Annotated in this window: 23 protein-coding genes; all 23 read right to left on the minus strand. The window is 35.1% G+C overall.

Going from position 1 to position 22,302, the window contains the following annotated elements; all coding sequences use genetic code 11:
- Positions 1 to 122: 122 nt before the first annotated feature.
- Positions 123 to 740, minus strand: coding sequence for a TIGR01906 family membrane protein (locus LDP15_RS04005; RefSeq protein ID WP_015426346.1), 618 nt, complete (start codon positions 738 to 740; stop codon positions 123 to 125).
- A 102-nt stretch (positions 741 to 842) separates the two neighbouring features.
- Positions 843 to 1,616 carry a TIGR01457 family HAD-type hydrolase gene (locus LDP15_RS04010; RefSeq protein WP_012897745.1) on the minus strand — a complete coding sequence of 258 codons (774 nt, stop codon included), beginning with the start codon at positions 1,614 to 1,616 and terminating at the stop codon, positions 843 to 845.
- A gap of 49 nt (positions 1,617 to 1,665) precedes the next feature.
- Complete coding sequence (locus LDP15_RS04015; RefSeq protein WP_015426345.1) at positions 1,666 to 2,394, minus strand: acyl-[acyl-carrier-protein] thioesterase; 729 nt, start codon at positions 2,392 to 2,394, stop codon at positions 1,666 to 1,668.
- A 96-nt stretch (positions 2,395 to 2,490) separates the two neighbouring features.
- Positions 2,491 to 2,931, minus strand: coding sequence for a cytidine/deoxycytidylate deaminase family protein (locus tag LDP15_RS04020; protein ID WP_021721810.1), 441 nt, complete (start codon positions 2,929 to 2,931; stop codon positions 2,491 to 2,493).
- Positions 2,932 to 3,036: 105 nt separating this feature from the next.
- On the minus strand, positions 3,037 to 3,840 hold the full coding sequence (locus LDP15_RS04025) for a glycoside hydrolase family 25 protein (protein WP_021464009.1): 804 nt from the start codon (positions 3,838 to 3,840) through the stop codon (positions 3,037 to 3,039).
- A gap of 58 nt (positions 3,841 to 3,898) precedes the next feature.
- Positions 3,899 to 5,038, minus strand: coding sequence for a radical SAM family heme chaperone HemW (gene hemW, locus LDP15_RS04030; protein WP_015426343.1), 1,140 nt, complete (start codon positions 5,036 to 5,038; stop codon positions 3,899 to 3,901).
- Positions 5,039 to 5,217: 179 nt separating this feature from the next.
- Complete coding sequence (locus LDP15_RS04035) at positions 5,218 to 5,745, minus strand: ParB/RepB/Spo0J family partition protein (RefSeq protein WP_015426342.1); 528 nt, start codon at positions 5,743 to 5,745, stop codon at positions 5,218 to 5,220.
- Entirely contained in the window at positions 5,727 to 7,046 is a 1,320-nt protein-coding gene (locus LDP15_RS04040) for a phosphoadenosine phosphosulfate reductase (RefSeq protein ID WP_278216819.1), read from the minus strand. The genes LDP15_RS04035 and LDP15_RS04040 overlap by 19 nt, the downstream gene beginning before the upstream one ends.
- A gap of 231 nt (positions 7,047 to 7,277) precedes the next feature.
- Positions 7,278 to 7,865 carry a hypothetical protein gene (locus LDP15_RS04045; RefSeq protein ID WP_057720261.1) on the minus strand — a complete coding sequence of 196 codons (588 nt, stop codon included), beginning with the start codon at positions 7,863 to 7,865 and terminating at the stop codon, positions 7,278 to 7,280.
- A 48-nt stretch (positions 7,866 to 7,913) separates the two neighbouring features.
- Positions 7,914 to 8,885, minus strand: a complete 972-nt coding sequence (locus LDP15_RS04050; protein WP_015426339.1) for a choloylglycine hydrolase family protein — start codon at positions 8,883 to 8,885, stop codon at positions 7,914 to 7,916.
- 219 nt (positions 8,886 to 9,104) lie between these two features.
- Positions 9,105 to 9,863 (minus strand): triose-phosphate isomerase, encoded by a 759-nt coding sequence (gene tpiA / locus LDP15_RS04055; RefSeq protein ID WP_015426338.1) that lies wholly within the window; start codon positions 9,861 to 9,863, stop codon positions 9,105 to 9,107.
- Positions 9,864 to 9,993: 130 nt separating this feature from the next.
- Positions 9,994 to 10,845 (minus strand): MurR/RpiR family transcriptional regulator, encoded by an 852-nt coding sequence (locus tag LDP15_RS04060; protein WP_015426337.1) that lies wholly within the window; start codon positions 10,843 to 10,845, stop codon positions 9,994 to 9,996.
- Between the two features lie 61 nt (positions 10,846 to 10,906).
- Positions 10,907 to 12,859, minus strand: a complete 1,953-nt coding sequence (locus LDP15_RS04065) for a glucose PTS transporter subunit IIA (protein WP_015426336.1) — start codon at positions 12,857 to 12,859, stop codon at positions 10,907 to 10,909.
- Positions 12,860 to 12,893: 34 nt separating this feature from the next.
- Positions 12,894 to 13,787: an N-acetylmuramic acid 6-phosphate etherase gene (murQ, locus tag LDP15_RS04070; RefSeq protein ID WP_015426335.1), complete on the minus strand. Its 894-nt coding sequence runs from the start codon at positions 13,785 to 13,787 to the stop codon at positions 12,894 to 12,896.
- Positions 13,780 to 14,841 (minus strand): DUF871 domain-containing protein, encoded by a 1,062-nt coding sequence (locus LDP15_RS04075; protein WP_225513296.1) that lies wholly within the window; start codon positions 14,839 to 14,841, stop codon positions 13,780 to 13,782. Before LDP15_RS04075 ends, murQ begins: the two co-directional genes overlap by 8 nt.
- A 158-nt stretch (positions 14,842 to 14,999) precedes the next feature.
- Positions 15,000 to 15,971: an L-lactate dehydrogenase gene (locus LDP15_RS04080; protein WP_015426333.1), complete on the minus strand. Its 972-nt coding sequence runs from the start codon at positions 15,969 to 15,971 to the stop codon at positions 15,000 to 15,002.
- A 97-nt stretch (positions 15,972 to 16,068) separates the two neighbouring features.
- Entirely contained in the window at positions 16,069 to 16,971 is a 903-nt protein-coding gene (locus LDP15_RS04085) for a bifunctional riboflavin kinase/FAD synthetase (RefSeq protein WP_012897735.1), read from the minus strand.
- Between the two features lie 30 nt (positions 16,972 to 17,001).
- Positions 17,002 to 17,991, minus strand: coding sequence for a tRNA pseudouridine(55) synthase TruB (gene truB / locus LDP15_RS04090; RefSeq protein ID WP_015426331.1), 990 nt, complete (start codon positions 17,989 to 17,991; stop codon positions 17,002 to 17,004).
- 140 nt (positions 17,992 to 18,131) lie between these two features.
- Positions 18,132 to 18,824 carry a hypothetical protein gene (locus tag LDP15_RS04095; protein ID WP_015426330.1) on the minus strand — a complete coding sequence of 231 codons (693 nt, stop codon included), beginning with the start codon at positions 18,822 to 18,824 and terminating at the stop codon, positions 18,132 to 18,134.
- Between the two features lie 170 nt (positions 18,825 to 18,994).
- Positions 18,995 to 20,503: a flavocytochrome c gene (locus LDP15_RS04100; protein ID WP_015426329.1), complete on the minus strand. Its 1,509-nt coding sequence runs from the start codon at positions 20,501 to 20,503 to the stop codon at positions 18,995 to 18,997.
- A gap of 164 nt (positions 20,504 to 20,667) precedes the next feature.
- Complete coding sequence (locus LDP15_RS04105; RefSeq protein ID WP_015426328.1) at positions 20,668 to 21,126, minus strand: VOC family protein; 459 nt, start codon at positions 21,124 to 21,126, stop codon at positions 20,668 to 20,670.
- A 77-nt stretch (positions 21,127 to 21,203) separates the two neighbouring features.
- On the minus strand, positions 21,204 to 21,776 hold the full coding sequence (locus LDP15_RS04110; RefSeq protein ID WP_015426327.1) for a DNA-3-methyladenine glycosylase I: 573 nt from the start codon (positions 21,774 to 21,776) through the stop codon (positions 21,204 to 21,206).
- A 46-nt stretch (positions 21,777 to 21,822) separates the two neighbouring features.
- Positions 21,823 to 22,290 carry an 8-oxo-dGTP diphosphatase gene (locus LDP15_RS04115; RefSeq protein ID WP_003132061.1) on the minus strand — a complete coding sequence of 156 codons (468 nt, stop codon included), beginning with the start codon at positions 22,288 to 22,290 and terminating at the stop codon, positions 21,823 to 21,825.
- Between the last annotated feature and the right edge of the window lie 12 nt (positions 22,291 to 22,302).

Below are 22,302 nucleotides of genomic sequence, written 5' to 3' on the forward strand. Positions count from 1 at the left end.
CAACCTTCCTTATTCATTTTATCTCAATTAAACGGTTTTTTTAGTTATTTACTTCTATTTCTTCAAAAAACACACTATATCATTCGGAAATAGCAAACAATAAAAAAACACCGACCACTCTGTCAGTATTTTTTCTTTAAAAATAAAGTTCCACGTCTATAAATTACAAAAAAGATTAATTCATAGATGAGTAAAAAGATTAAAAAGCTATGCATGAAAAATTGCTCAGGCAAAACGCTAATAATCGGGTCTGTCGCTGGGTCAAAGAGCCAACTATTATCCCGAAAAAGTACTTCATGAAAAGCTACAAAAAATTGGTCAAAGCCAATTAGCCAAGCAATAACTCCAATTGCTAAAGGAAATAGCATAACAACTCTAAGCGCATTATGGAAAACAAGCGAAAGATTTTCTTTCATATATCGAATAATGAAAGGAATCAAAATGATTGTCAGAAAGAAAACAAGCATAAACAAATTTTTCACTTCTGCAAAATGGTGAAGACCACTTGCTGACGAAGGGAAATCAGGCATAGATAGTTTCGTTTCCAAAGGATTAATTAAATAATTCATCAGAATTAAAAAATTATGCCATATTTTACTGGCAGTCATTTGAACTAAATCGGTTAATTGATACCAAAAAATTTCACCAAAAAATAAGGGAATCGCCAAAAAAATAGTTAAAGTTACTGACAAGGCAATAATCCATAAAATACTAAATCCAAAAATGACTTTATCTCTCATAGGCGCTCCCAAAGTATTCTAAAATTTACTGACAGAAATTAATTTTTCCGTCAGTAAATTTTTAAAAGCAATCAATTACTGACAGACCTGTCAGTAATATTTTCAAACTTCCCACTCATCTAAACTAGCTACTACATAAGTCGGAGGAACTGGAAGATTTGGTACTTCTTCAGCTCTTGTAAATCCAGTTGTGACAAGCAAGCTATCAATTCCGTTATTAATGCCCGTATGAATATCTGTCAGATAATTATCGCCAACCATTAATAAATCAGATTTAGGAAGCCCTAATTTTTCGACCGCTTTATTGGCTATAATAGCTTCTGGCTTACCAATAATGGTTGCTTCAACACGTGTTGCCGCTTCAAGCATTTTTATCAGCGCTCCAGCTCCAGGAGTCAAACCACGTTCGTTTGGCAAATTCAAATCTGGATTTGTTCCGATAAATTTAGCTCCTTTATGAATTGCCAGAGTAGCAAGGACAAGCATTTCATAAGTTAAATCAGTATCTAAAGCGACCACAACGTAAGCTGGATTCTCACGATCTTTTTTGTAACCTGCCTCATAAATCGCTTCTTTAAGACCATCTTCTCCAATGATATAAACTGTTTTTTCTAAGCCTAAATCATTCATATAATCAACAGTAGCAAGACTTGCAGTATAAATCGTTTCCAATGGAGTGTCAATATTAAATTGTTGACTCAAACGGCGTTGTACCACGCGCGGTGTTTTTGTTGTGTTATTTGTGACCAAAAGATAAGGTATTTTAGCCTCTTGTAGCCGATGAATGAAATTCTCGCCTGCAGGAATACGCTTATTTCCCAAGTAAATTGTCCCGTCAAGGTCAATTAAGTAACCACCATATTTTTTATTTGTCATTTTATTCTCTTCTACTTTTTATCACTAAAATTTACTGACAGAGCTGTCATTAAATTTTTCCCCAGTGAATTTCAATTTGAGTACTTCCGTCATTAAAATTGTGATGACTCACTTCGTCTTCCCAAGACATTAAAGCATTAATTTCTTCACCATAAAGGACTTCATGATTATATTTTATAAATACATGTTTGGGTTGATGACTTTTACGGAATTCAAAATCCACCATATCAGCTGCCCAATCATAATATTTCGCATTATTAACATGTCCATTCATATCTAATGCTGAAAAACGGACAGGATAAACAATTTTTTGAGCATCAATAAATTCGTCAATTTTACGGAATTTATGAGGACGTGAAATTTTTGATACTTTTTCAGATTCATAAGGATCAACAATTTCATCCAATACACGGTCAATTTTTCTCGTTGCCTTATCCATCAAAACCCAAGTTGAACGAATTTCAACTAAAACTTCTCCATTTTCATCTAAAAATGAGAAATTCCGATAACAAAAGAATTTATTATAACTAGTTGCTTCAGTTTCAATTGTTATTTTTTCATTAAATTCTGGTAAACGATGAATCGTCAATTCATATTCAATAACTGCCCAAAAGAGGCCATATCTCTCAAATACCCAGACATCTGAGCGTCCAAGTGCCGTTGATTGCTCTCCAGAAATCTGTAAAGCCACAGCTAAAAGGCTTGAAATTCGCATTTTTTTAAAAGCATCACTTTCATAGAAAGGAACTTGATAATTTTGTTGATATTTTATACCCATTTTATGATAACCTCGCCTTCTATTTTAGCAAAAAAAAGAGCAATTTTCATAAATTGCCCATCTATTAGCCAGAGTTTTTAAAGTTCTCAAAGCTAATTAAATTTTTTCACAAGCGATTTCTAAAGTATCAATCAATAATTCTTCATAAGGATCTTTAGCATGATACTCATCAATGTATTTAATTTCTTTCACACCAGCAGCAACAACTAATTTCAGGCAGGCAAGGCAAGGAAATAAAGTTGTATATAAAATCGCTCCTTCTGGTGAAACGCCATGTTTAGCAGCTTGAGCAATCGCATTTTGTTCTGCGTGAACCGTTGCTACACAGTGTCCATATTTATCTTCAGTACAACCAATATCTGTACAATGTGGCATCCCTGAAACCGCACCATTATATCCCGTAGAGAGAAGTTGACCATTTGGACTGACCAATAAAGCTCCTACTTGAGCATGGTTACAAGTTGAGCGTTTTGCAACCACTTGGACAATTTCTTTAAAATATTCATCTTTACTTGGTCTTGTAAATTTCTCTGACATCATGAACTCCTTAATTGCTTTTTGATTTATTATAGCAAATTTATTTATTTAAGGCTTAATAAAAAAACTTCCAAGAGAATCATAAATTAACTTGGAAGAAAAATTTTATTTTTGATTTTTAAACAATTCATTATAGTTGGTTTGGTTATTAACCATATTCAAATCAACATTTCCCGAGTAACCTGGTAAAGTTCCCTGGTCAGTAAACTGTTGCATTTTATAGCTTAAAGTCGTTTCTGGTGAAGCGTCCCAAGAACCTGTATTTCGTCCGTAGGCAGCAATCCAAATCGCTTTAAATTTATCGACTTTTATTTGATTATCTCGCAAGAACCAGTCTTGGGCATAAATACCAATGTTTTTAGCTCCTTGTTTCTCCAACTCAGAGCGAAAAGCCTCAATCCCTTGGTTCATATTTTTCATATTGGTTACCTCGACATCAAGCCAATAATAGGTCGGCTTATAAGGGCTTGCCCGACGATAAAAGTCTCTTGCTTGCTTCTTCATTTCAGAAGTGTTTTCTCCAGTCACAAAAGCATAAACCGCCGTCGGGATTCCCCGCTCTTGGAAAGCTTTAATGTGCTGTTTATAGGCAGTATCTTCTCCATCCTTGCTTGCTGAATTATCAGCATGACCATAAGAACCATTGACACGAATAACCGCACCAATCACATGCTGACTCAAGGTGTTGTAATCAATATCTTCTGGACGTTGCCAACCCGAAAGGTCAACAACTGGTTTGTTCAAATCCAAAACCTTCTCATCCAAAATATGATTTACAACAATTTTTTCAGTTGCTGCTTTTTTAGGAGGTTCTACCGGTCGAATTCGTACTAAACCAAGTAAGGCGATCATTGCAATCATGGATGCTGTAAAGATAAAAGCTCCCATTTTTTTAAGTTTACGTCTCATTTTAGGTTTCATTAATTATATTGTAACATAACTTTCACAAAAATTCATCACGATAGCATTAAAAATTAATATCATCGAGCAAAAATTTCTCAAAGACATTATTCCCCAACTCAAAACCTTTGTCTGTCATATGGATTCTTTGTCTATCATCATATAATAATTTTTGATTGATAAGTTCTGTGATTTGTTCACCGTATAATTTTTCAAATGAACACTTGAATTTATTTTCAAACTTCTCAACCAAAACTCCCGATTTTTTCCGAAGACCTAAGAACATTTCTTCTTCTATTTGAGATTTTTTACTTAAAACTTCTTCGTTTACCCTTTTTTCAGTTGGAGCAGCTTTAAGGTAATGATGAACTGGGCCAAGATTTTTATAACGAATCCCTGCTAAATATCCTGACGCTCCAGCGCCAATTCCATAATATTCCTCATTATCCCAATAAGTTATATTATGTTTGCTCTCAAATCCTGGTAAGCCAAAATTTGAAACTTCATAGTGATTATAACCATTTTTAGCTAAAATATCCATGATATATTCATACATGTCCGCATTTTTATCTTCACTTGGCAGGCGTAAAAGTCCACGACGTTGTCGATTCATAAAAACTGTGTGATCCTCTAAAATAAGACTATATAAAGCCACATGTGGTAGTTTTAATTCTAAAAATTTTTCAACATCTGACTTAACCATCTCCATCGTTTGCCCGGGTAAAGCATAGATTAAATCAATCGTAATATTTTCAAATCCAGCTTTTTTCAGTCTTTCAACTGAATCATAGACTTGAACTTCTGTATGTGTCCGCCCGATTTTTTTGAGCAAAGCATCATTAAAAGTTTGGACACCTAATGAAATTCGATTGACTACTGAATCAGCCAAAACTTTAATAACCTCATCTGATAAATCCCCTGGATTTGCTTCAACAGTAAATTCTTCCAAAACTTCTAAATCTAACTGTTCAGCAATCGCTGTCAGTAAACGTTCAAGTTGTTGGGCTGATAAAACGCTGGGCGTTCCACCACCAATATAGATTGTTCTTAATTTTTCTATCTCGAAACTTTGAAATTCTTCTATGAGCGATTCAATATAAGCATCAATCGGCTGTCCTGTCATCAGTACTTTAGCAAAATCGCAATAATAACAAATATGAGAACAAAAAGGAATGTGAAAATAAGCCGAATTAGGTTTTTGCAACATTTATAAATCCCTTCAAAAATTTTTCCTATTCAATGAAAGATAGTGAGAGGATTAACCCTAAAATTAATCTTACCAATAAAAATCACAAATACTTGACCTATTATAACACACCTATGGATAGCAATTGACTTTACAAAACGGAAAATATAGATAAAAAAGAGAGTAGCTTTAACTACACTCTATTCTTCTTTATCCCATTCCCAAGACCGTGAAAAATCTCCTCCTTTAAACAAAGAGGCAAGTCCACTTAATTGTTTGAGCCTTAGTAATTCTTCTTTATCCATTCCAATATTTGTCATAATCCACCGATCACTTAAACCAGCTTCAACCAATTGTTGAACAATTTCTGTCATTAATTCTACTGAATGAGTCCCTCTGGCACGATTATGGCGAATAGTGCTGGCTATTCTATCTTCTAATGGGCGATCAATCACAGAAACGGGTAAACAGTTCCCTTCTCTTTGCGCAATCATTTCAGAATTTTTCATTACAAGATAGCGGTGAAAACCATCTACAATTTCATAAGTATCATTTTCTTTGTCATAATAGCAGACAATTGGCATGGTATAACCATCTTCTAATATCGACCGTTCTAAAAGTTTAAATTCAGTCGGCGCAGTTTTATTAGGATTATACGAATTTGCTCTAATCTTTTCAATTGGAACCCGTCTTACTTGATAAGCTGGACTTATAAAAAGCTCTCCCATTTTTTCATTGCCTCCTTCTTCTTTTGCAATTCATCTTTCGTTTGACCAAATCCCATATATTGACAGGAAGTATCATTTTTTAAAATGGTGATACACATTCTCTTATAAGAGGGAACTAATCTGAAATTTTTAATTGGTACATCATCAGGGTATTTTTTGAAACGAACTAATTCATATTCCTGTTTGTAATTTCGATTATTTTTTGGAGTACCTAAATTTTCAAATTGCAAATTTGTTTCTTCTAGTTCACTGACGACTTTCTGAGGCAAAGCTCCCCCATTTTTTGTCCAGTAAGTCAGAGAACTCTGGAACTTTTTCAGATAAACTTCTCGAATATCCTCTGGTAATGTCTTGAGTAAAAAGTCAACATAGGTTTCCCAAGTATGCCCCTTAGGAAGACTGACTCCTCGATAACCAAGAGCAATTGTTCCACCGTAAATAGCCGCAAAATTTGCTCCATTGACACGACCAATCAATTTCCCCCAAGTCTCTGGCTCCAATGCTTGATACAATTTCAAAGATGAGACACCACATTGATGAAAAGGATTGGCAACCCTCATACTTTTAAAGGGTACTCCTGCTTGAAAATATAAATCATATAAATGATTATAATCAAAGCCAAATTTAGCATTTGCTACCCAGACATCCTCAAACAACCAATCATACATCGGATAAAAATTGAAAACATTATGAAAAATTCGATGACTATAATTTGTAGTTCCAAATCTTGAAAAAGTTTCATCACGTGTCACAGCATTAAAGCGATTTAAACTTTCTTGAGCTCTGATTCCGACAAGAACTGCTGTTCTTTCTGCTTTCTTTTCTTGATGAAGCCACTGACAGAATTTGCTTTGAAAATCATAATCAGACATTCCTATTTCAAAAAAAGGAAAATTGTGATTTTCAAGATGTATTGCTCCTTCTGGAACTGAATTCAGCCAGAGTTCAGGATGTTCAGGGTCCCAAGGAAGCCAAGTTGATTGTGACATCGATATTCCACAAGACGCAGAGACAGGCATACAAATATGATAATAATCAAAATCAGGATATTTCCCCATTGAGCGTTCAATATAATCTTTGGTTTCTTGATAATTTCCCTCATAGTCAAGATAATAAACAGAAACTACTATTTCTTTGTCAGCAAGTTTATTTTCTTCATAATAACGATGAACAAGTTCTAGCATCAATCCAGAATCTTTCCCGCCAGAAAAGGAGACAATTAAGTGGTCGAAATAATTACAAATATAATCTAGTCGTTTATTGAAAGCTTCATAAACATTTTCCTTCTGATATTTTCTCACATTCGTTACCTTTCGCATAACTTTTTCAACATTTCACTTATTGAGCTTAAAACATTTAAATCTTATTAAAGTTTAGGTCTCCCAATTGAAATCATATTAATTATTTTAAAATACAAAAATTAAATATAAAATACGTTTATATCTTTATATTTTATTATAAATTACTTTATTTTGCAATTTCACATTAGAATCGTACTCTATCTTAAGGCTTAAATTATAAAAAAGTACTTGTCAAAGTACTTTTTTATAATTTAAGTATTTTCTTCTTCCTTCAATAAGGAATAACATTGTCAAACTAAGCAAGATGAGATAAATTGGAAAAGCAACTTCTGAGAAATTCCAATGATGAATCTCTGTAAAACTTGTAGATGCAGAAAAAAGACTGCCTAAAAACAAGAAACCATTTTCTGTTTCGGGGTATTTCCAACCTTTTAACATGGTAGGTAATGCGGCTAAAGCATCTGATAATATCGCAAGAGATATTGCAACATTAGGATTTTTAGTCAAATACCAAGCTACTAAGGCTAGAATGGAAACGAGACCACAAATATAATCAAACCTTTCAATTCTCCAATAAGCTGCTTTGTTAAATGATGAAACAATAAAAACTAAAATTGGACCAAAGCCAGCCATAAATACGGGTAAACTTGCCCAAGAAACACCAGTTGATAAGGATGCTGCTGTACTAATCAATGGAGCAATTCCCCAAATTAACCAAGTAATTCTATTCGGTTTAACTCGACCACGCAGACTAGCGATAAGATAAGTAGTTGTAAAAGATATTGAAATAAGTGCGCCTAAAATAACGATGAGATGCATTAAATTCTCCTAAAATAATTTTGTTTTCATTATAACAAAATCTTAAGATTATAATTCATCTGGGAAACGATAGACTTGTATACTTAAATCATCATACGTTTGTAAGTAAAGTCTGCGACTGTTCACTTCCACAGCACTGCGATAAACAGTATAAGTCCCGGAGCGGCCTTCAGACTTTGGAACTGTAACACCATTTAAAATATGCCATGCCTCAACAATATTTTGCTGCTCATCTTTAGGATACACCGCTCTTTCTTTGTAAATAGCTGCTCGAATAAATCGAGCTGTTGGTGTGAATCCTCCAGGAAAAACTGGTTTCCCATTGAAACTTCCTGTCGAAATTTGGTTAGGATTATCATTTTTTACTGACAGATTTTCTAATGATGAATTACTATCCTCATTTTTACTGACAGAAGTATTTTCACTTTCTGTCAGTAAATTGATATCCATATAAGTCCTTAATTTCTCGACTTCATTCTCAAATTTAGGAGCATTTGTAACCACACCAATTGGATTATCTGAAATGACCAATCGTCCACCATGCGGTTCAATATTAATCATTTGTCCGCTTGGATCTGTCGCAGAAAAATGTAAATCATTACGTCCAAATTTGTAGATTGCATTTTCATCAGTCATCAACTGTACATTATCAATATTCTGACGAACTTCTTCAATTGAACGGCAATTCCCCAGCAACCAAAGCAAAAACTCAAAAGCAGCAAGTTGAACTTTTCCCTTCTCTGCTTCTTTAGCGTAATCTGACTGATTTGAAAAAGTTAGCTTTTGTGCCGCCAAACCATATTCATTTACACCATCTGAAATATCAGCATGTAATCTCATTTCGCTATTTCCGACGCCAAGTATAGCATATGGATTTACCATTTTTTGATTGTTATAAACGCTTGTCCATTCATAATTTCTAGGTAGAACAAGGGCAGCTGCATTAAAAGTATGCCAATCCATTGTTCTAGCAAAAACCAATCCACCGTCACTTGACTTTAGTTGAAAACTGGTACACATTTTTCTCCCCTTAATTAATTTGTCATCTCTTTATTTTATCAAAAGTTTTACTGATAGAGATACTAGCAGAACTATAAACTTCAATCCTATGACAAAAACTAAAAAATGTACGAAAAAAGTACTGACAGAAACTGCTAGCATATCCGTAAGCAAGCGAACTCGCAACGATTATCCTATGACGCAATTGTCAGTACTTTCATTCAACCCATAATTATAAAATTATTTGTACATTTCAAGCAATGCAAGGAAGCTATCAGCTTCAAGTGAAGCTCCACCAACGAGGGCACCGTCGATGTTTTCTTTAGCCATCAATCCTTCGATTGTTTCAGGTTTAACTGAACCACCGTATTGGATACGTACAGCTTCTGAAACTGCTTTTCCGTAAAGTTTTTCAACTGTTGAACGAACAACACCACAAGTTTCGTCAGCGATTTCGTTTGTTGCAGTTTTACCAGTTCCGATTGCCCAGATTGGTTCATAAGCAATAACCAAGTTTGAAACTTGTTCAGCACTCAAGCCAGCAAGACCAGCTTCGATTTGACCTGAAACCCACTCAGCTGTTTTTCCAGCTTCAAAAGTTTCCAAAGTTTCACCACAACAAAGGATTGGAGTTGCTCCAGCAGCGAAGATTGCTTTTGCTTTTTTGTTGATGTCTTCGTCAGTTTCGTGGAAATATTCACGACGTTCACTGTGACCGATGATGATGTATTCAACACCAAGATCAACGATAGCAGCTGGGCTGTTTTCACCAGTGAATGCTCCAGCATTTTCAAAGTAGCTATTTTCAGCAGCAAGTTTCAATTCTGAACCTTGACGAAGGTAAGCCATAGGAGCGAGGAAAAGTGCAGGTGCACCGATAACTGATTCAACTTTATCAGATGAAGGCAAGTTATTTTTTACAGCTTCAACAAAAGCTTGCGCTTCTGACAAAGTTTTGTTCATTTTCCAGTTACCAGCGATAATTGGTTTACGTGACATTCTAATTCTCCTTATAGGGCGTTTAAGCCTCTTAAATTTTGGACTTCAGTCCATCTTTTACATGGTCTATTTTATCACATTGTGAAAAAAATTGCAGAAATCAACTCATCACTAATAAATTTCAATCCTGTCACTTTTTTTCCAATAATTTTATAGCATCACGTGTTTTTTCCAACTTGTCATAACTTTCTGTAAAATGCTCTGATACATACATATAAAAAAGAATGTCAACAACATAAAGCTGAGCCATCAAACTCATTGTTGCAGCAGTCCTCATTTGATAATCTTCACCAGAAACAGAATGAAGAATACAATCAGCCATTTGTCCTAAGCTTGAATTTCCCCGAGAAGTAATTGCAATGATGGGGATTTTCATATTTTTCACCACGCCTGCGAGTTCCAGAACTTCTTTTGTTTCTCCCTTCATTGAAATTCCAATGAAGATTGTTTTTTTATTAGAAACAGAAAGAGAGGAAACAAATAAATGGGCATCTTGAATAAAGATAACTTGCTTGCCAATTCGACTAAACTTTTGAAAAATGTCCTGAGCAACCATTGAAGATGCTCCAATTCCAAAAACAAAGATATTCTCAGCATCATCAATTGAAGACACAGCTTCCATAATTTCATCATCCAATAGAGCAGAATTTGTCGTCTCTACCATGTGATTTACCCGGACTTTGAGTTTATTCTTGATTGAAGTAGGCGTTTCTGAATCATTTACTTCCTTGTAGTATTCTTCATCGTCTACATGAGCAGCATACGAGGCACTCAATTTTTGTTTAAACTGAGAGAATCCATCATAACCTAACTTTCTGGAAAATCTTACTAAAGCCGCAGAGGAGCTACCAATTTCTCCAGCCACTTCTTGCGCACTTTTTACTAGCATTTTCTCTCCGACTTCAAAAATATAGTCAGCTATTTTTTTCTCAACTGTCGTAAAGCTAGAATAATTTTGCCTAATGATAAGTAAAGTATCCATTTAACCTCTCCGTTCTTCTTTAATTATAACAAAGAGGTTGGTATAAACCAACCTCTAACTTTTATGCTTTAACTGTTATAATCTCTTGACCTTTACTTATTTTCCCACCATGGCTGATAATGATTTCTCGATAAGTATCAGAATTTGTGATAACCACAGGTGTAATTATAGATAAACCTGCCGCTTTTATTTTTGAAAGATCTGCTCTTACCAGTAAATCTCCTTTTTTGACACGGTCATTTTGCTTAACGAAACTTTCAAAAGCTTCACCATTTAAGCCAACAGTATCCATTCCAATATGAATAAGAATTTCAACACCGTCATCACTAGTCAAACCAATTGCGTGCTTAGTTGGAAAAACTGTCGTAACAAGTCCATTGACGGGAGAAACGACATCTCCATTATCTGGTTCAATGGCTACTCCTTTACCCAACATTCCGCTTGAGAAAACTTCATCTTCAATTGTAGAAAGTTCTTTCACATTTCCCTCAAGTGGTGATGCGATTGTTGAACTAGAAAATTCTGGAGTTGTCACAACCCGTAAAGTAGGTTGAATAGTTTCCATTTGGACTGATTTTCCATAATTATCTGCTTTTTCTTTTGCATCTTTAGGAATACCGAAAAGATAAGTAGCAATAAATCCACCAATATAAGCACCCAATAGTCCAAGAAGATAAACCCACCATTTACCATTAGCAATAAGTGGAAGTAGTGCAAGCCCTGAAGGCCCAATAGCAATGGCTCCAGCTTGACCTAATGAACCGATGATCGCACCACCAATTCCCCCACCGATACAGGCAGTGATGAATGGACGACCAAGTGGTAAGGTAATCCCATAAATTAAAGGTTCACCAATTCCTAAAATCCCTACTGGTAGAGCACCTTTTACAAGTTCGACAAATTCTTTATCTTTTCTCAAACGAAGCCAAAGCGCAATCGCAGCACCAACTTGACCAGCTCCAGCCATTGCAAGGATTGGCAATAATTGTGTTGAGCCCGTTTTAGCAATCATTTCTAAATGAATAGGGGTTAAGATTTGGTGTAAACCAAACATAACCATTGGTAAGAAAAGTATACCCAAAACAAAGCCAGAGAAACCACCACCAACTTGAAGAATAAAGTTAATTGCCCCGACTAAACTTGAAGAAATAACTCCCGCTACCGGCATAATGGCAAAAATCTCCGCAAAACCAATGACCAATAAACCAATGGTTGGTGTCACAATAATATCAATTGAGTCAGGAATAAATTTACGTAGTTGTTTTTCTAAAATCGATAGTAACCAAACAGCGAAAATTACGCCAATAATTCCACCTTGTCCTGCCGAAAGTGCACTTCCATTAAAGATATTTTTTAATGGCGCTTCTGGGTTCATTCCTGTGAGCAAGGAAACCGCACCGATAACTCCACCAAGCGAAGGTGTCGCTCCAAATTCTTGAGCTGAATTAATTCCGACATAGATGGCTAAGTAAGAAAAAATTCCAGATTGAATAATTTTTAAGACGGTAATAAACTGGGTCCATGTTGCTGCATCTAAGGTACCAGCAGTGACTAAGTTTCCTAAAACAGAGGCTAGCCCACCAATCAAACCAGCACCAACAAAAGCAGGAATCAATGGAACGAATATTTTAGAAATCGTATTAAGAACCGCTTTAAATTTTGAAGGCTTATTATATTTTTCTTTAGCTTCCGATTTTGTTTTTGCCATTAAATCATCAATTGATTGACCTTCAGCACTTGGAAAAGTTTCTCCTAACCTTACCCCAACTGTCTCAACCATTGCTTGAGCAACTTTATTTACAGTTCCAGGCCCGATGACAACTTGTAGTGTTTCATCTTCAACAACACCCATCACTCCATCAATTGCCTTTAAACCTGCTAAGTTAACTTTTGAATCATCAATAATGGTCATCCGAACACGAGTCATGCAATGAATCAATTTTTTTACATTTTGTGTTCCACCAACATTTTCATAAATCTCTCGTGCAATACGAGCTATTTTTTCTTCTGCCATTTTTGCTCCTTCTCCTACCTTATAAGGTAAATTCTTAATTCAGAGTATTTTTCACAAAACCATTTGCTCTAACAAGCTTGGTTTTTCCTTCTTCTGCTGCACAATCAGTTAATAACATGACAATTGCAAGTTTAACATCTTGATTGGCTTCAATGAATTTTTCTTCGGCTTCTTCATAAGTACAATCTGTCGCTTGCATAATGATGCGTTTACTACGCTCAACTAATTTTTCATTTGTTGGTTTAACATCCACCATCAAGTTATTATAAACTTTACCAATCCCAATCATTGAAATTGTTGAAATCATATTCAAAATTAATTTTTGAGCTGTTCCCGATTTTAATCTTGTTGAGCCTGTTAAAAATTCTGGTCCACAATCAACTTCAATTGGAAATTCGGCATGTTTTGAAATTTCAGCATTAAGATTGCAAGAAAGGCTTGCCGTTTTAGCACCAATTTCTTTAGCGTAATCTAAAGCTCCAATTACATATGGAGTCCGACCACTGGCAGCGATTCCTAAAACAAGGTCGTTCTCATTCAACTTCAAATCAATCAAATCTTGTCTTCCAAGTTCAAGACTATCCTCAGCCCCTTCGACAGCAACCGTCATTGCTTTGTCACCACCGGCAATTAAACCAATCACTTGTGTAGCTGGTACGCCAAAGGTTGGGACACATTCAGCGGCATCAAGTACACCTAAACGACCACTTGTTCCAGCACCCATATAAATCAAACGGCCACCTTTGTTAAAAGCTTCAATCGCTGATGAAATTACTGGTTCAATACTTGGAAGTGCTTCTTCAACTGCAAAAGCAACTTTTTTATCTTCATTATTCATTTTAATAAGCGCTTCTGCGACAGTCATTTGGTCAAGGTTAAAAGTTTCGTTATTTCGTCGTTCTGTTGTTAGTGTTGATAAATCAATCATTATTTTTCTCTTTTTCTATTTTAAATTTTTGTCCTGGGCCAATAAAAGAAATAAGTTCTAAATCTTCTTTAATAATATTTCCCATAACATTTACTTTTTTATCTGCTGGCAAATTCCTTTTAGTAATTTGAATTTCGCCCATATAACGACCATATTCAAAATTATCAATAGTAATTGAGCCTTTTTTTCTCTCAATTGTATTTTCTGGACTTATTTCAGAAATTTCATTGAAGCGGGCCTGAGCGCTGCGGACCACATCTCTAGCATCATCTTGTCTATTTTCATGCTCACCGAGAACTTTAGCAAAATCACTTGTTGCTTGGGTTGCTTGCAATACAAGTTCCCCCTCTTGAAGATATTGGTTAATCTGCCAAGCTGTTCTTGCTTTTAAGCCTCCATCCCCGACATAAATATGATCTATATTTATAGATTCCATATCAAGTAAGGAAGAGAGTGGATGTTGATAGCGGTGCGCTTCAAGGGTTGGTAATCCTTCATATAAAGGATGGCGTAGAGAATCATCTCCCGGAATAAAGGCCATAACTTTAAATGAATTTCTTTTCAAAAATTCATTTTTTCTAAGAAAGCTCTCCCGAGAAAGGCCTGTTTCTGGTCTTGGGTAATAGTTGTGCCAGGCTTCAAGCTGATTAAAGTTTGCCTTGTTTTCTTTTAACTCATCAATATCTTCTTGCCTGATTGTACTGGCATTTAGACTGACAGTCATTTTTTGACTAACTTGCGCAATTGTCTCATTGCTGATATGATAATCCATTCTGAGACCAGTTACTCCAAGTTCTTGAAGTTCTTCTACTCTATCAATAGAAAATCCAGCTTTTTCTAAAGCTTGACCTGAAATATCAATCATAAGTTTCAAATGATTCTTTTTAGCAGCTGTTCCTAAGTCTATTAGCCTTTTTTTATATAGACTTGCTTCATCCTCGGGAATATGCATAGATGTGAAAATCCCTTTAAAACCATGATTAGTCATCTTGTCAATATATAAATAGTCCTTTTCATTCAAGTCCCTATTCATAAAAATTGAAAAACCGTACATTTTTTATCCTTCCGAAATATTATTTCCTGATAACGTATTCATTATAACTTAAAAGAATTATTATTTCAAGTATCAATTTAATCTTTTTTTATTTTGAAATATTATTTCATTGTTTTGTATAATAAAAAGAATAAATTTCTTTATTCTTTTTATTATATTTACAAAGTACATTTTTCTCTAATTGAATCAAAATTCTCTTTAAGAAGAACCGTTGAAGCTTTAAATTTTTCTTGCTCATCTTGAGTTAATTCTAACTCTAAGACCGCTCGAACACCTGTTCTATCTATAATTGCAGGACTTCCTGTATATAGATTGGACTGGCCATACTCTCCTGTCAAATAGGCAGAAACTGGTAGAATCACGCTTTCATTTCTAAAAATTGCTCTTGTCAAACGAGCTAATGAAGCAGCGATTCCGTAAGAGGTATTTCCCTTTTGCATAAAGATATCCAAGCCTACTTCACGGATTTCTTGGTCAATTTCATCGAAAGTTGGAAACTCTGGATTAGGATATTTTTTGAGCCACGTTGTTAATGGAATCGCACCGACTGTCACATTTGACCAAGCGGCAAAACTTGATTTCCCATGCTCAGCTAAAACATATCCATGAATACTTTTAGGATTAATTTGGAGTTTTTCAGCAACGATTTGGCGCATCCGACTAGTTTCTAAAAGCGTTCCTGTTCCTATCACACGATGTTTAGGCAAGCCAGATACTTCTGCAACAACTTGGGCAAGGACATCAACTGGATTTGATGCGACCAAGAAAATACCATCAAAACCTGCATCCATTGTTTTACGAGTTATATCACGAATCATTTCGACATTATTTTCTAATAACTGTAGGCGATCTGGATTTTTTCCGAAAGTTGCTGACGGAGCATTGGCAGACAAAACAACAATATCTGCATCAGAAACATCTGAATAATCAGCAGCATAAATATTTTTAGGAGCTGCATTTAAATAAGGAAGCGCGTGAAGCAAGTCCAAACTGTTGGCTGAAGCTTTACTTTTGTTGGTATTTATTATTGCAATTTCATCTGCTAAATCATCAACAACTAAGTTATGAGCATAAGTACTCCCGACGGCTCCAGCTCCAACAATTACAACTTTTTTGTTATTTATTTTCATCTCTTTTCATCATAAAAAAACAGCGGATGTCTTTTTGACTCACGTTGTTTTTCTACTCCCTTTCCAAATCTCTTTTCCCAATTGACTTACAGTTTATTTACGCTTTGAAATCACGAGCAATTTGCTCGTCTTCTTTCATTTGTTTAATTAATTGATCTATCCCATCAAATTTAATCATATCGCGAATTTTATCTAGCCATAAAACAGTCAATTTTTCACCATAAATTTCTCCATTAAAATCAAAAATATGAACTTCAACTGTTTTTTCAGTCCCGTTAAAAGTATCATTATATCCAATTGAAGCAAAGCCCCGATGACGTTCTCCAGCAAAAATGACATCACAGGTATAAACTCCAACAGCTGGCAAATGAACGTAATCTTTAATTACTAGATTTGCTGTTGGATAACCCAATTGTCTTCCGCGGGCAAAACCATGAACAACAAGGCCTCTTGTTTCATAAGAATAACCTAAAAGTTCATTTGCTTGTGCAATATCACCTTCTTCAACTGCTTTTCTAATCCGTGTCGATGAAATTTTTCCATGTTCATCCGCTTTTTCCGGCATGATGACCACACGGTAGTCTTCCGTTGACTTGAGATTTTTCATATCAGAACCTGTCGTATAATCAAATCCTGTAATCACCACTTTGGGATTAAATCTTTTGACGACACTTTCTGCAAATTCAGTTGAAGTTTGATGAGCAAAATTAGAAGTGAAATCTTTAAATACAAGGTAATCTACCCCATTTTCAGCAAAGAGCTCTGCTCGTTTTTCATCTGAAGTTAATTTCAAAAGCATTTCAGGCTCAAATTTGTTGAAGGTTAATGTTGGTTTTTCCGGAAAGGTAAAAACAGCTATTTTTAAATTCAATACCGCCGCAATTTTTTTAGCTTCTGTAAAAAGACTTTGATGTCCTCGGTGTAATCCATCAAAATAACCGAGGACAAGGATAAGTTCTTCATCAAATTTTAGTTCATCATTAAATTCTAATATTTCCATTTTTCTCACTTTGGCTCATATTGCTAAGAATTAAACCAATACTTTATTTGGTTTCCAAATTCCTGCTTTTTCTGGATGTTTCATGTAAACAGCAACTAATTTATCATCATAAAAGGCTGCAAATTTATCTCTTGTCAGTTTTGACAAGTCTGTCAGTAAAAATTCACTTTTATTAGACTTACTGACAGGGCTGTCAGTAGTTTCATCTGTAACCCAATCATCCTCAGCAAATTTTTTTCCAACTCGTGCCATTTCAAACTGGTCAGCAGTCAAAATTACTCTTGGCAAATCACTGACAGCATATTCTGCTGGGTACATTAAGCTAGAAAGCACTCCTGCCTCTTTTGCTGCCTCAATTTCTGAGAGTTTGACGGCATCTTTAATCATCAGTCCATTGCTTGCTGTTCTTTGCAATTTTGACATATGTCCTGCGTAACCAAGTTGCTCTGCTAAATCTACTGCTAATGTTCGGACATAGGTTCCTTTACTGCACTCAACTTTGAAAGAAAAACTTACCAAACCTGCCGTTTCATCAGTCATCACGGGACTTGTTCTGACAAATGATTTGATTGTAATTTCTCTTGCCGGACGGTCAACTGTCTGACCAGCTCTGGCATATTCATACAATTTTTTTCCGTTAATTTTTACGGCTGAATACATTGGAGGAATTTGCTTTATTTTTCCAATAAAATTTTTCATTACTGAGTCAATTTCAGACTCTGTCAGCTCTCGTTCCACTGGCGTTTTACTGACAACTTCCCCATCAGCATCTTCGGTTTCCGTTGAAAAACCAATCGTAACTTCACCTTCGTAAATTTTACCTGCCGCCTCCATGTATTCTAATAACCGCGTCGATTTTCCAACGGCCACTGGTAAAACGCCTGTCACAGAAGGGTCTAAAGTTCCACCATGTCCAATTTTTTTTGTTTTTAAAATACCACGAAGTTTGGCAACAACATCAAAAGATGTCCAGCCCGCTTCTTTATAGACATTTAAAATGCCATTTAAATTTTCATTCATCCTGAAAATTATAGCATTTTTTGACTAAAAAATCACTTACAGTCTTTATGATTGGTTCTTTCCATAAAAAAATTACTGACAGAATGTCAATAATTTCTCTGACTAAAAAAGGATTGACCAAAGTCAATCTTTTATTATACTTAATTTCCCGTTGGAACTTTTGTGGCGTTTATTGATTTGATTTGTGAACTACCGCTATTGAGCGAAGCATCCGAACCATATTTAGCTACAAGTTGCGCACCTGTCAGTGTTTCTTTAGTTTGCCATTGAACCATTGGCCATGGATCCTGTGCCATTCTTAAACCTGTCTGCGTTGGATCAGGAACTTGTAAATAATAGGTTCCATCAGCATTTTGTTGAATACGTGCTGTATTTTGTATAACATTGACAGGGTCAGAATATGTGGATACGCCATTTGAACCTACATTAACAAGATAAGTTAAGTAAGATTCTCCAGTATAAATATCAAATTTGCCTTGAGCATTATTAACCCATTGGGCATAAACTGCATCTTGCTGCTTTCCAGTTAGAGTTGACCAGCTTTTTGGAGAGTCATTACTTGAAGATGCCGAAGTCTTTGAACTACTTGAAGCGGAAGTTGATCCTTGAGTTGAATCACTCGTTGTACTAGAGCTTTGTGATTTACTACTTGTGCTCTTACTTACTTTTGTCGAGCTTGTTTGTGCAAAAGAGGCTGACTTATCAGGAGTTTTATGAGGATAAAAAACTTGATAAGCAATGATTCCGAGAGCAACTACTAAAATGACTGCCAAACTGGCAATTGCAATTACTTTTTTGCTGTTTTTTGAACTCGCTTTTGAATGTTTTGCCATAAAAAGCCTCCTTAATAAAGCTTGAAAAATACTTTTTCATAATTAAATTATACTTAATTTTCTTATCTATTTCAAAGAATTTACCTTTAATCAATCTTAATAATACAAAAAGTTACTGACAAATACTCCGTCAGTAACTTTTATTCTCAATAACTACTTATTAATAAATATTAATTGCTTGTTTTAGCATAGGCCGCAGATTGAGTTCCAGCTTGTCGTCCAAAGATAACAATATCAGCAACAGCGTTACCACCAATACGGTTACCACCATGGAGACCACCTGTAACTTCTCCGGCAGCATATAATCCTTGAATTGGATTACCATCTTTTTTCAAGACTTGAGTATTTGTATTAATTTTTACCCCAGCCATTGTATGGTGAATTCCTGGTGCCACTTTAATGGCATAATACTTACCTGATATTTCAGTAGTCATTCCTGTTGTACGACCAAAGTCTTCATCTTTTTTAGCTGATACAGCTTTGTTCCAATCATCAATTGTTGAAGTCAGCGTTTTTTCATTAATATCGAGCTTGTCAGCAAGTTCCTTGATACTGTCAGCTTCAACGACCATATCTTTAGACATATACTGTTCAACCGCTTTTACTTTATCTTTGGTTCCTTCTCCAAAAATAACATAAGAATATTTTCCTGGTTGTTTAAGTTCAGCAGCAGAAACTTTATCACGAGTATCCATTTCATTAAAGAAACGTTTTCCTTTTTGATTTACAAGAATCGCCCCTTCACCACGAATTGATTCTGAAACAAGATAACCTGTTTTTTGGAATACAGTTGGATGAATTTGAATTTTATCCATGTCAACTAATTGCCCACCAAGTTCAGAAATCATAGTAATTCCGTCACCAGTTGAACCAGCGGCATTTGTTGTCACATAATCTTTAAGGTCAGGACGATATTTTGCAATCATTTTCTTATTTGCACCGAATCCACCTGTTGTAACAACGACTGCTTTAGAAGAAATATCTTTAGTTTCACCCTCAATCTTAACTTTAACTCCAGATACTTTACCATCTTTTTCAGTAATTTTGGTAACATCACTATTTACAAATAAGGGAATATTTCGTTTGGTAATATTTTCTTCAAGACCTTTTACCAAATAACCACCAACTGCTGAACCATCATGTGGTCGGTGAGTTCTTGAAACTGACATCCCTCCTGTCGTAGTTAAATTATCTAAAACAATCCCATTTGTATTTAACCAATCAACAGCACCAGCCGAGTGGTCAACAAAATAACGAAGGAGTGCCTTGTCATTCGTACCGCCACCACCTTTGAGCGTTTCTTCATAAAATTTATCATTTGAATCGGCGACACCTTGTGCTTTTTCGACTGATGTTTCTGACGCGTTCAAACCAGCTGAGGCTTTTGAAGTATTTCCACCAGCGATTGGCATTTTTTCTAAAATGACTGGATTCATTCCAGCATCTTTTGCTTCAATTGCTGCAGTCATTCCAGCTCCACCAGAACCAACAATAATCACATCGTATTTATCACTTAAAGTAGAAGGGTCAGCATAGATGTTTGATTTACTTGCACCAGCCGAGGTTTCAACTTTCTGAGACGAACTTGATTGTCCTTTTGTATTCTTTGTATTACTTCCACAAGAAGTCAAAGAGAGGCCCACAAGCGTTAGCAAGCCTAGTTTAGTCCAAATTTTCATAAATTACTCCTTTTGTGTTAAAATTCACATAGTTATTATAACAAATTTTTAGCAACTTTCCAAATATCTATAAAATTTTTAGCTGTCATTAAAAATATTTTTAGAATAAATCACAAAAAGTACTGACAGAATCGTCAGTACTTTCCATTTTTACTTATAAAGATTTATGAGTTCGATTGTAACTTAGAATAAGGCTGAGCATGTAGCATCCAACGCACTCCGTATTTGTCAGTAAAATCACCCATTTTTCCACCCCAGAATTGATTTTCAAAAGGTAAATTAACAGTGACTGTCCCTGATTCAACAGCCTTGTCCCAAAAAGCATCTGCTTGTGAGACCGCTTGTTCGTCTTCCGAATCTAAATCAATTAAAATTGAAATAGAATCATAAACAAGAGGATCAACTTTCATAAAATTGTCCGCAGCCATAATGGTTGAACCTAGAATGTCAAATTGAGAGTGCATTGTTAAATCGGAAGCCTTCTCGATTGGAACTCCAAATTGTTCAGCTTGTTCTTCAGCCAGAGGCATTCGTGAAATATTTGTCGCTCCAAGAACATCTTTATAATAATCTAATGCTTCCTTCGTATTATTAAAAGTAAGATAAGGGTGAATATTAGCCATAGTAAGCTCCTTTTCTGATAAAATTTTATAGTAATTACAACTTTAATACTATAACCAGTTTACCACAAGAAAGCGCTTCAATCCATTAATTCTGCTTGTCTATAACAATAATCTGCGTGGTCATTAATCACTCCTACAGCTTGCAAGAAAGCATAGATAACCGTTGAACCTGTAAATTTAAAACCACGTTTCTTCATATCTTTACTCATTTTGTCAGAAAGTTCATTTGTTGCTGGAATTTCTGACTCATCATTAACTCGATGCTGTAAAACTTTTCCGTCAGTAAACGACCAGATGTACTTATTAAAGGAGCCAAATTCTTTTTGAATTTCTAAAACTTTTTGAGCATTAACAATCGCCGCTTTAACCTTTAATTTATTTCTGATAATTCCCGCATTTTGTAAAAGTTCTTGTTCCTTATTCTCGTCATATACTGCTACTTTTTCAATTTCAAAATTATCAAAAGCTTCATAAAAATTTTCTTGTTTATTTAATATTGTTGCCCAAGAAAGCCCTGCTTGATTTAAATCAAGGACCAATTTTGCAAAAAGTTCCTGATCATTATGTAAAGGGACTCCCCAATAAGTATCATGATAATGAATCATTTTATCAGTTGACAAACACCAATTACATCTTCTTAATTCAGTCATTTCCTACCTCAATCCAATCACTTTACATAATAGTTATTATGCAAAATCAATAAAATTTCTTTTCCCAATGCTCTCCATCAATCTCATAAACAAATTCTGAGTAAGTTGAGTGAAGCATCATGTCTGCCATTTCAAGAAAACTACTTGCAAGATTCAAATTTGCTAATTGATTAATATCTTGCCAGAAAACTTTACCTTCATCCGTTTCATTAATTAATTGACCAGAGAATTCTGTTGTTGAATAAAGAAAAACCATATATCTTCTGTTCTTCTCAGGTTCAAACCAATCCTTAACTCCACAAAGTTTTAAATTTGTGATATCAAGTCCAGTTTCTTCCTTAATCTCTCTTATTGTTGACGGAACAAGAGCCTCACCTTTTTCCAGATGTCCTCCGGGAAAAGCAATTCCAGTCCATGATTTTTTACGCTCTTGAACAAGAACTTTATGATTTTTTTCGTCAATAATGGCACACATATTTGTCAATTCGACTTGTTCTAACTCATGATAAGTCATTATTTTTTCACT

It is taken from the genome of Lactococcus sp. SK2-659 (assembly GCF_020218185.2).
Lineage (GTDB): Bacteria > Bacillota > Bacilli > Lactobacillales > Streptococcaceae > Lactococcus > Lactococcus lactis.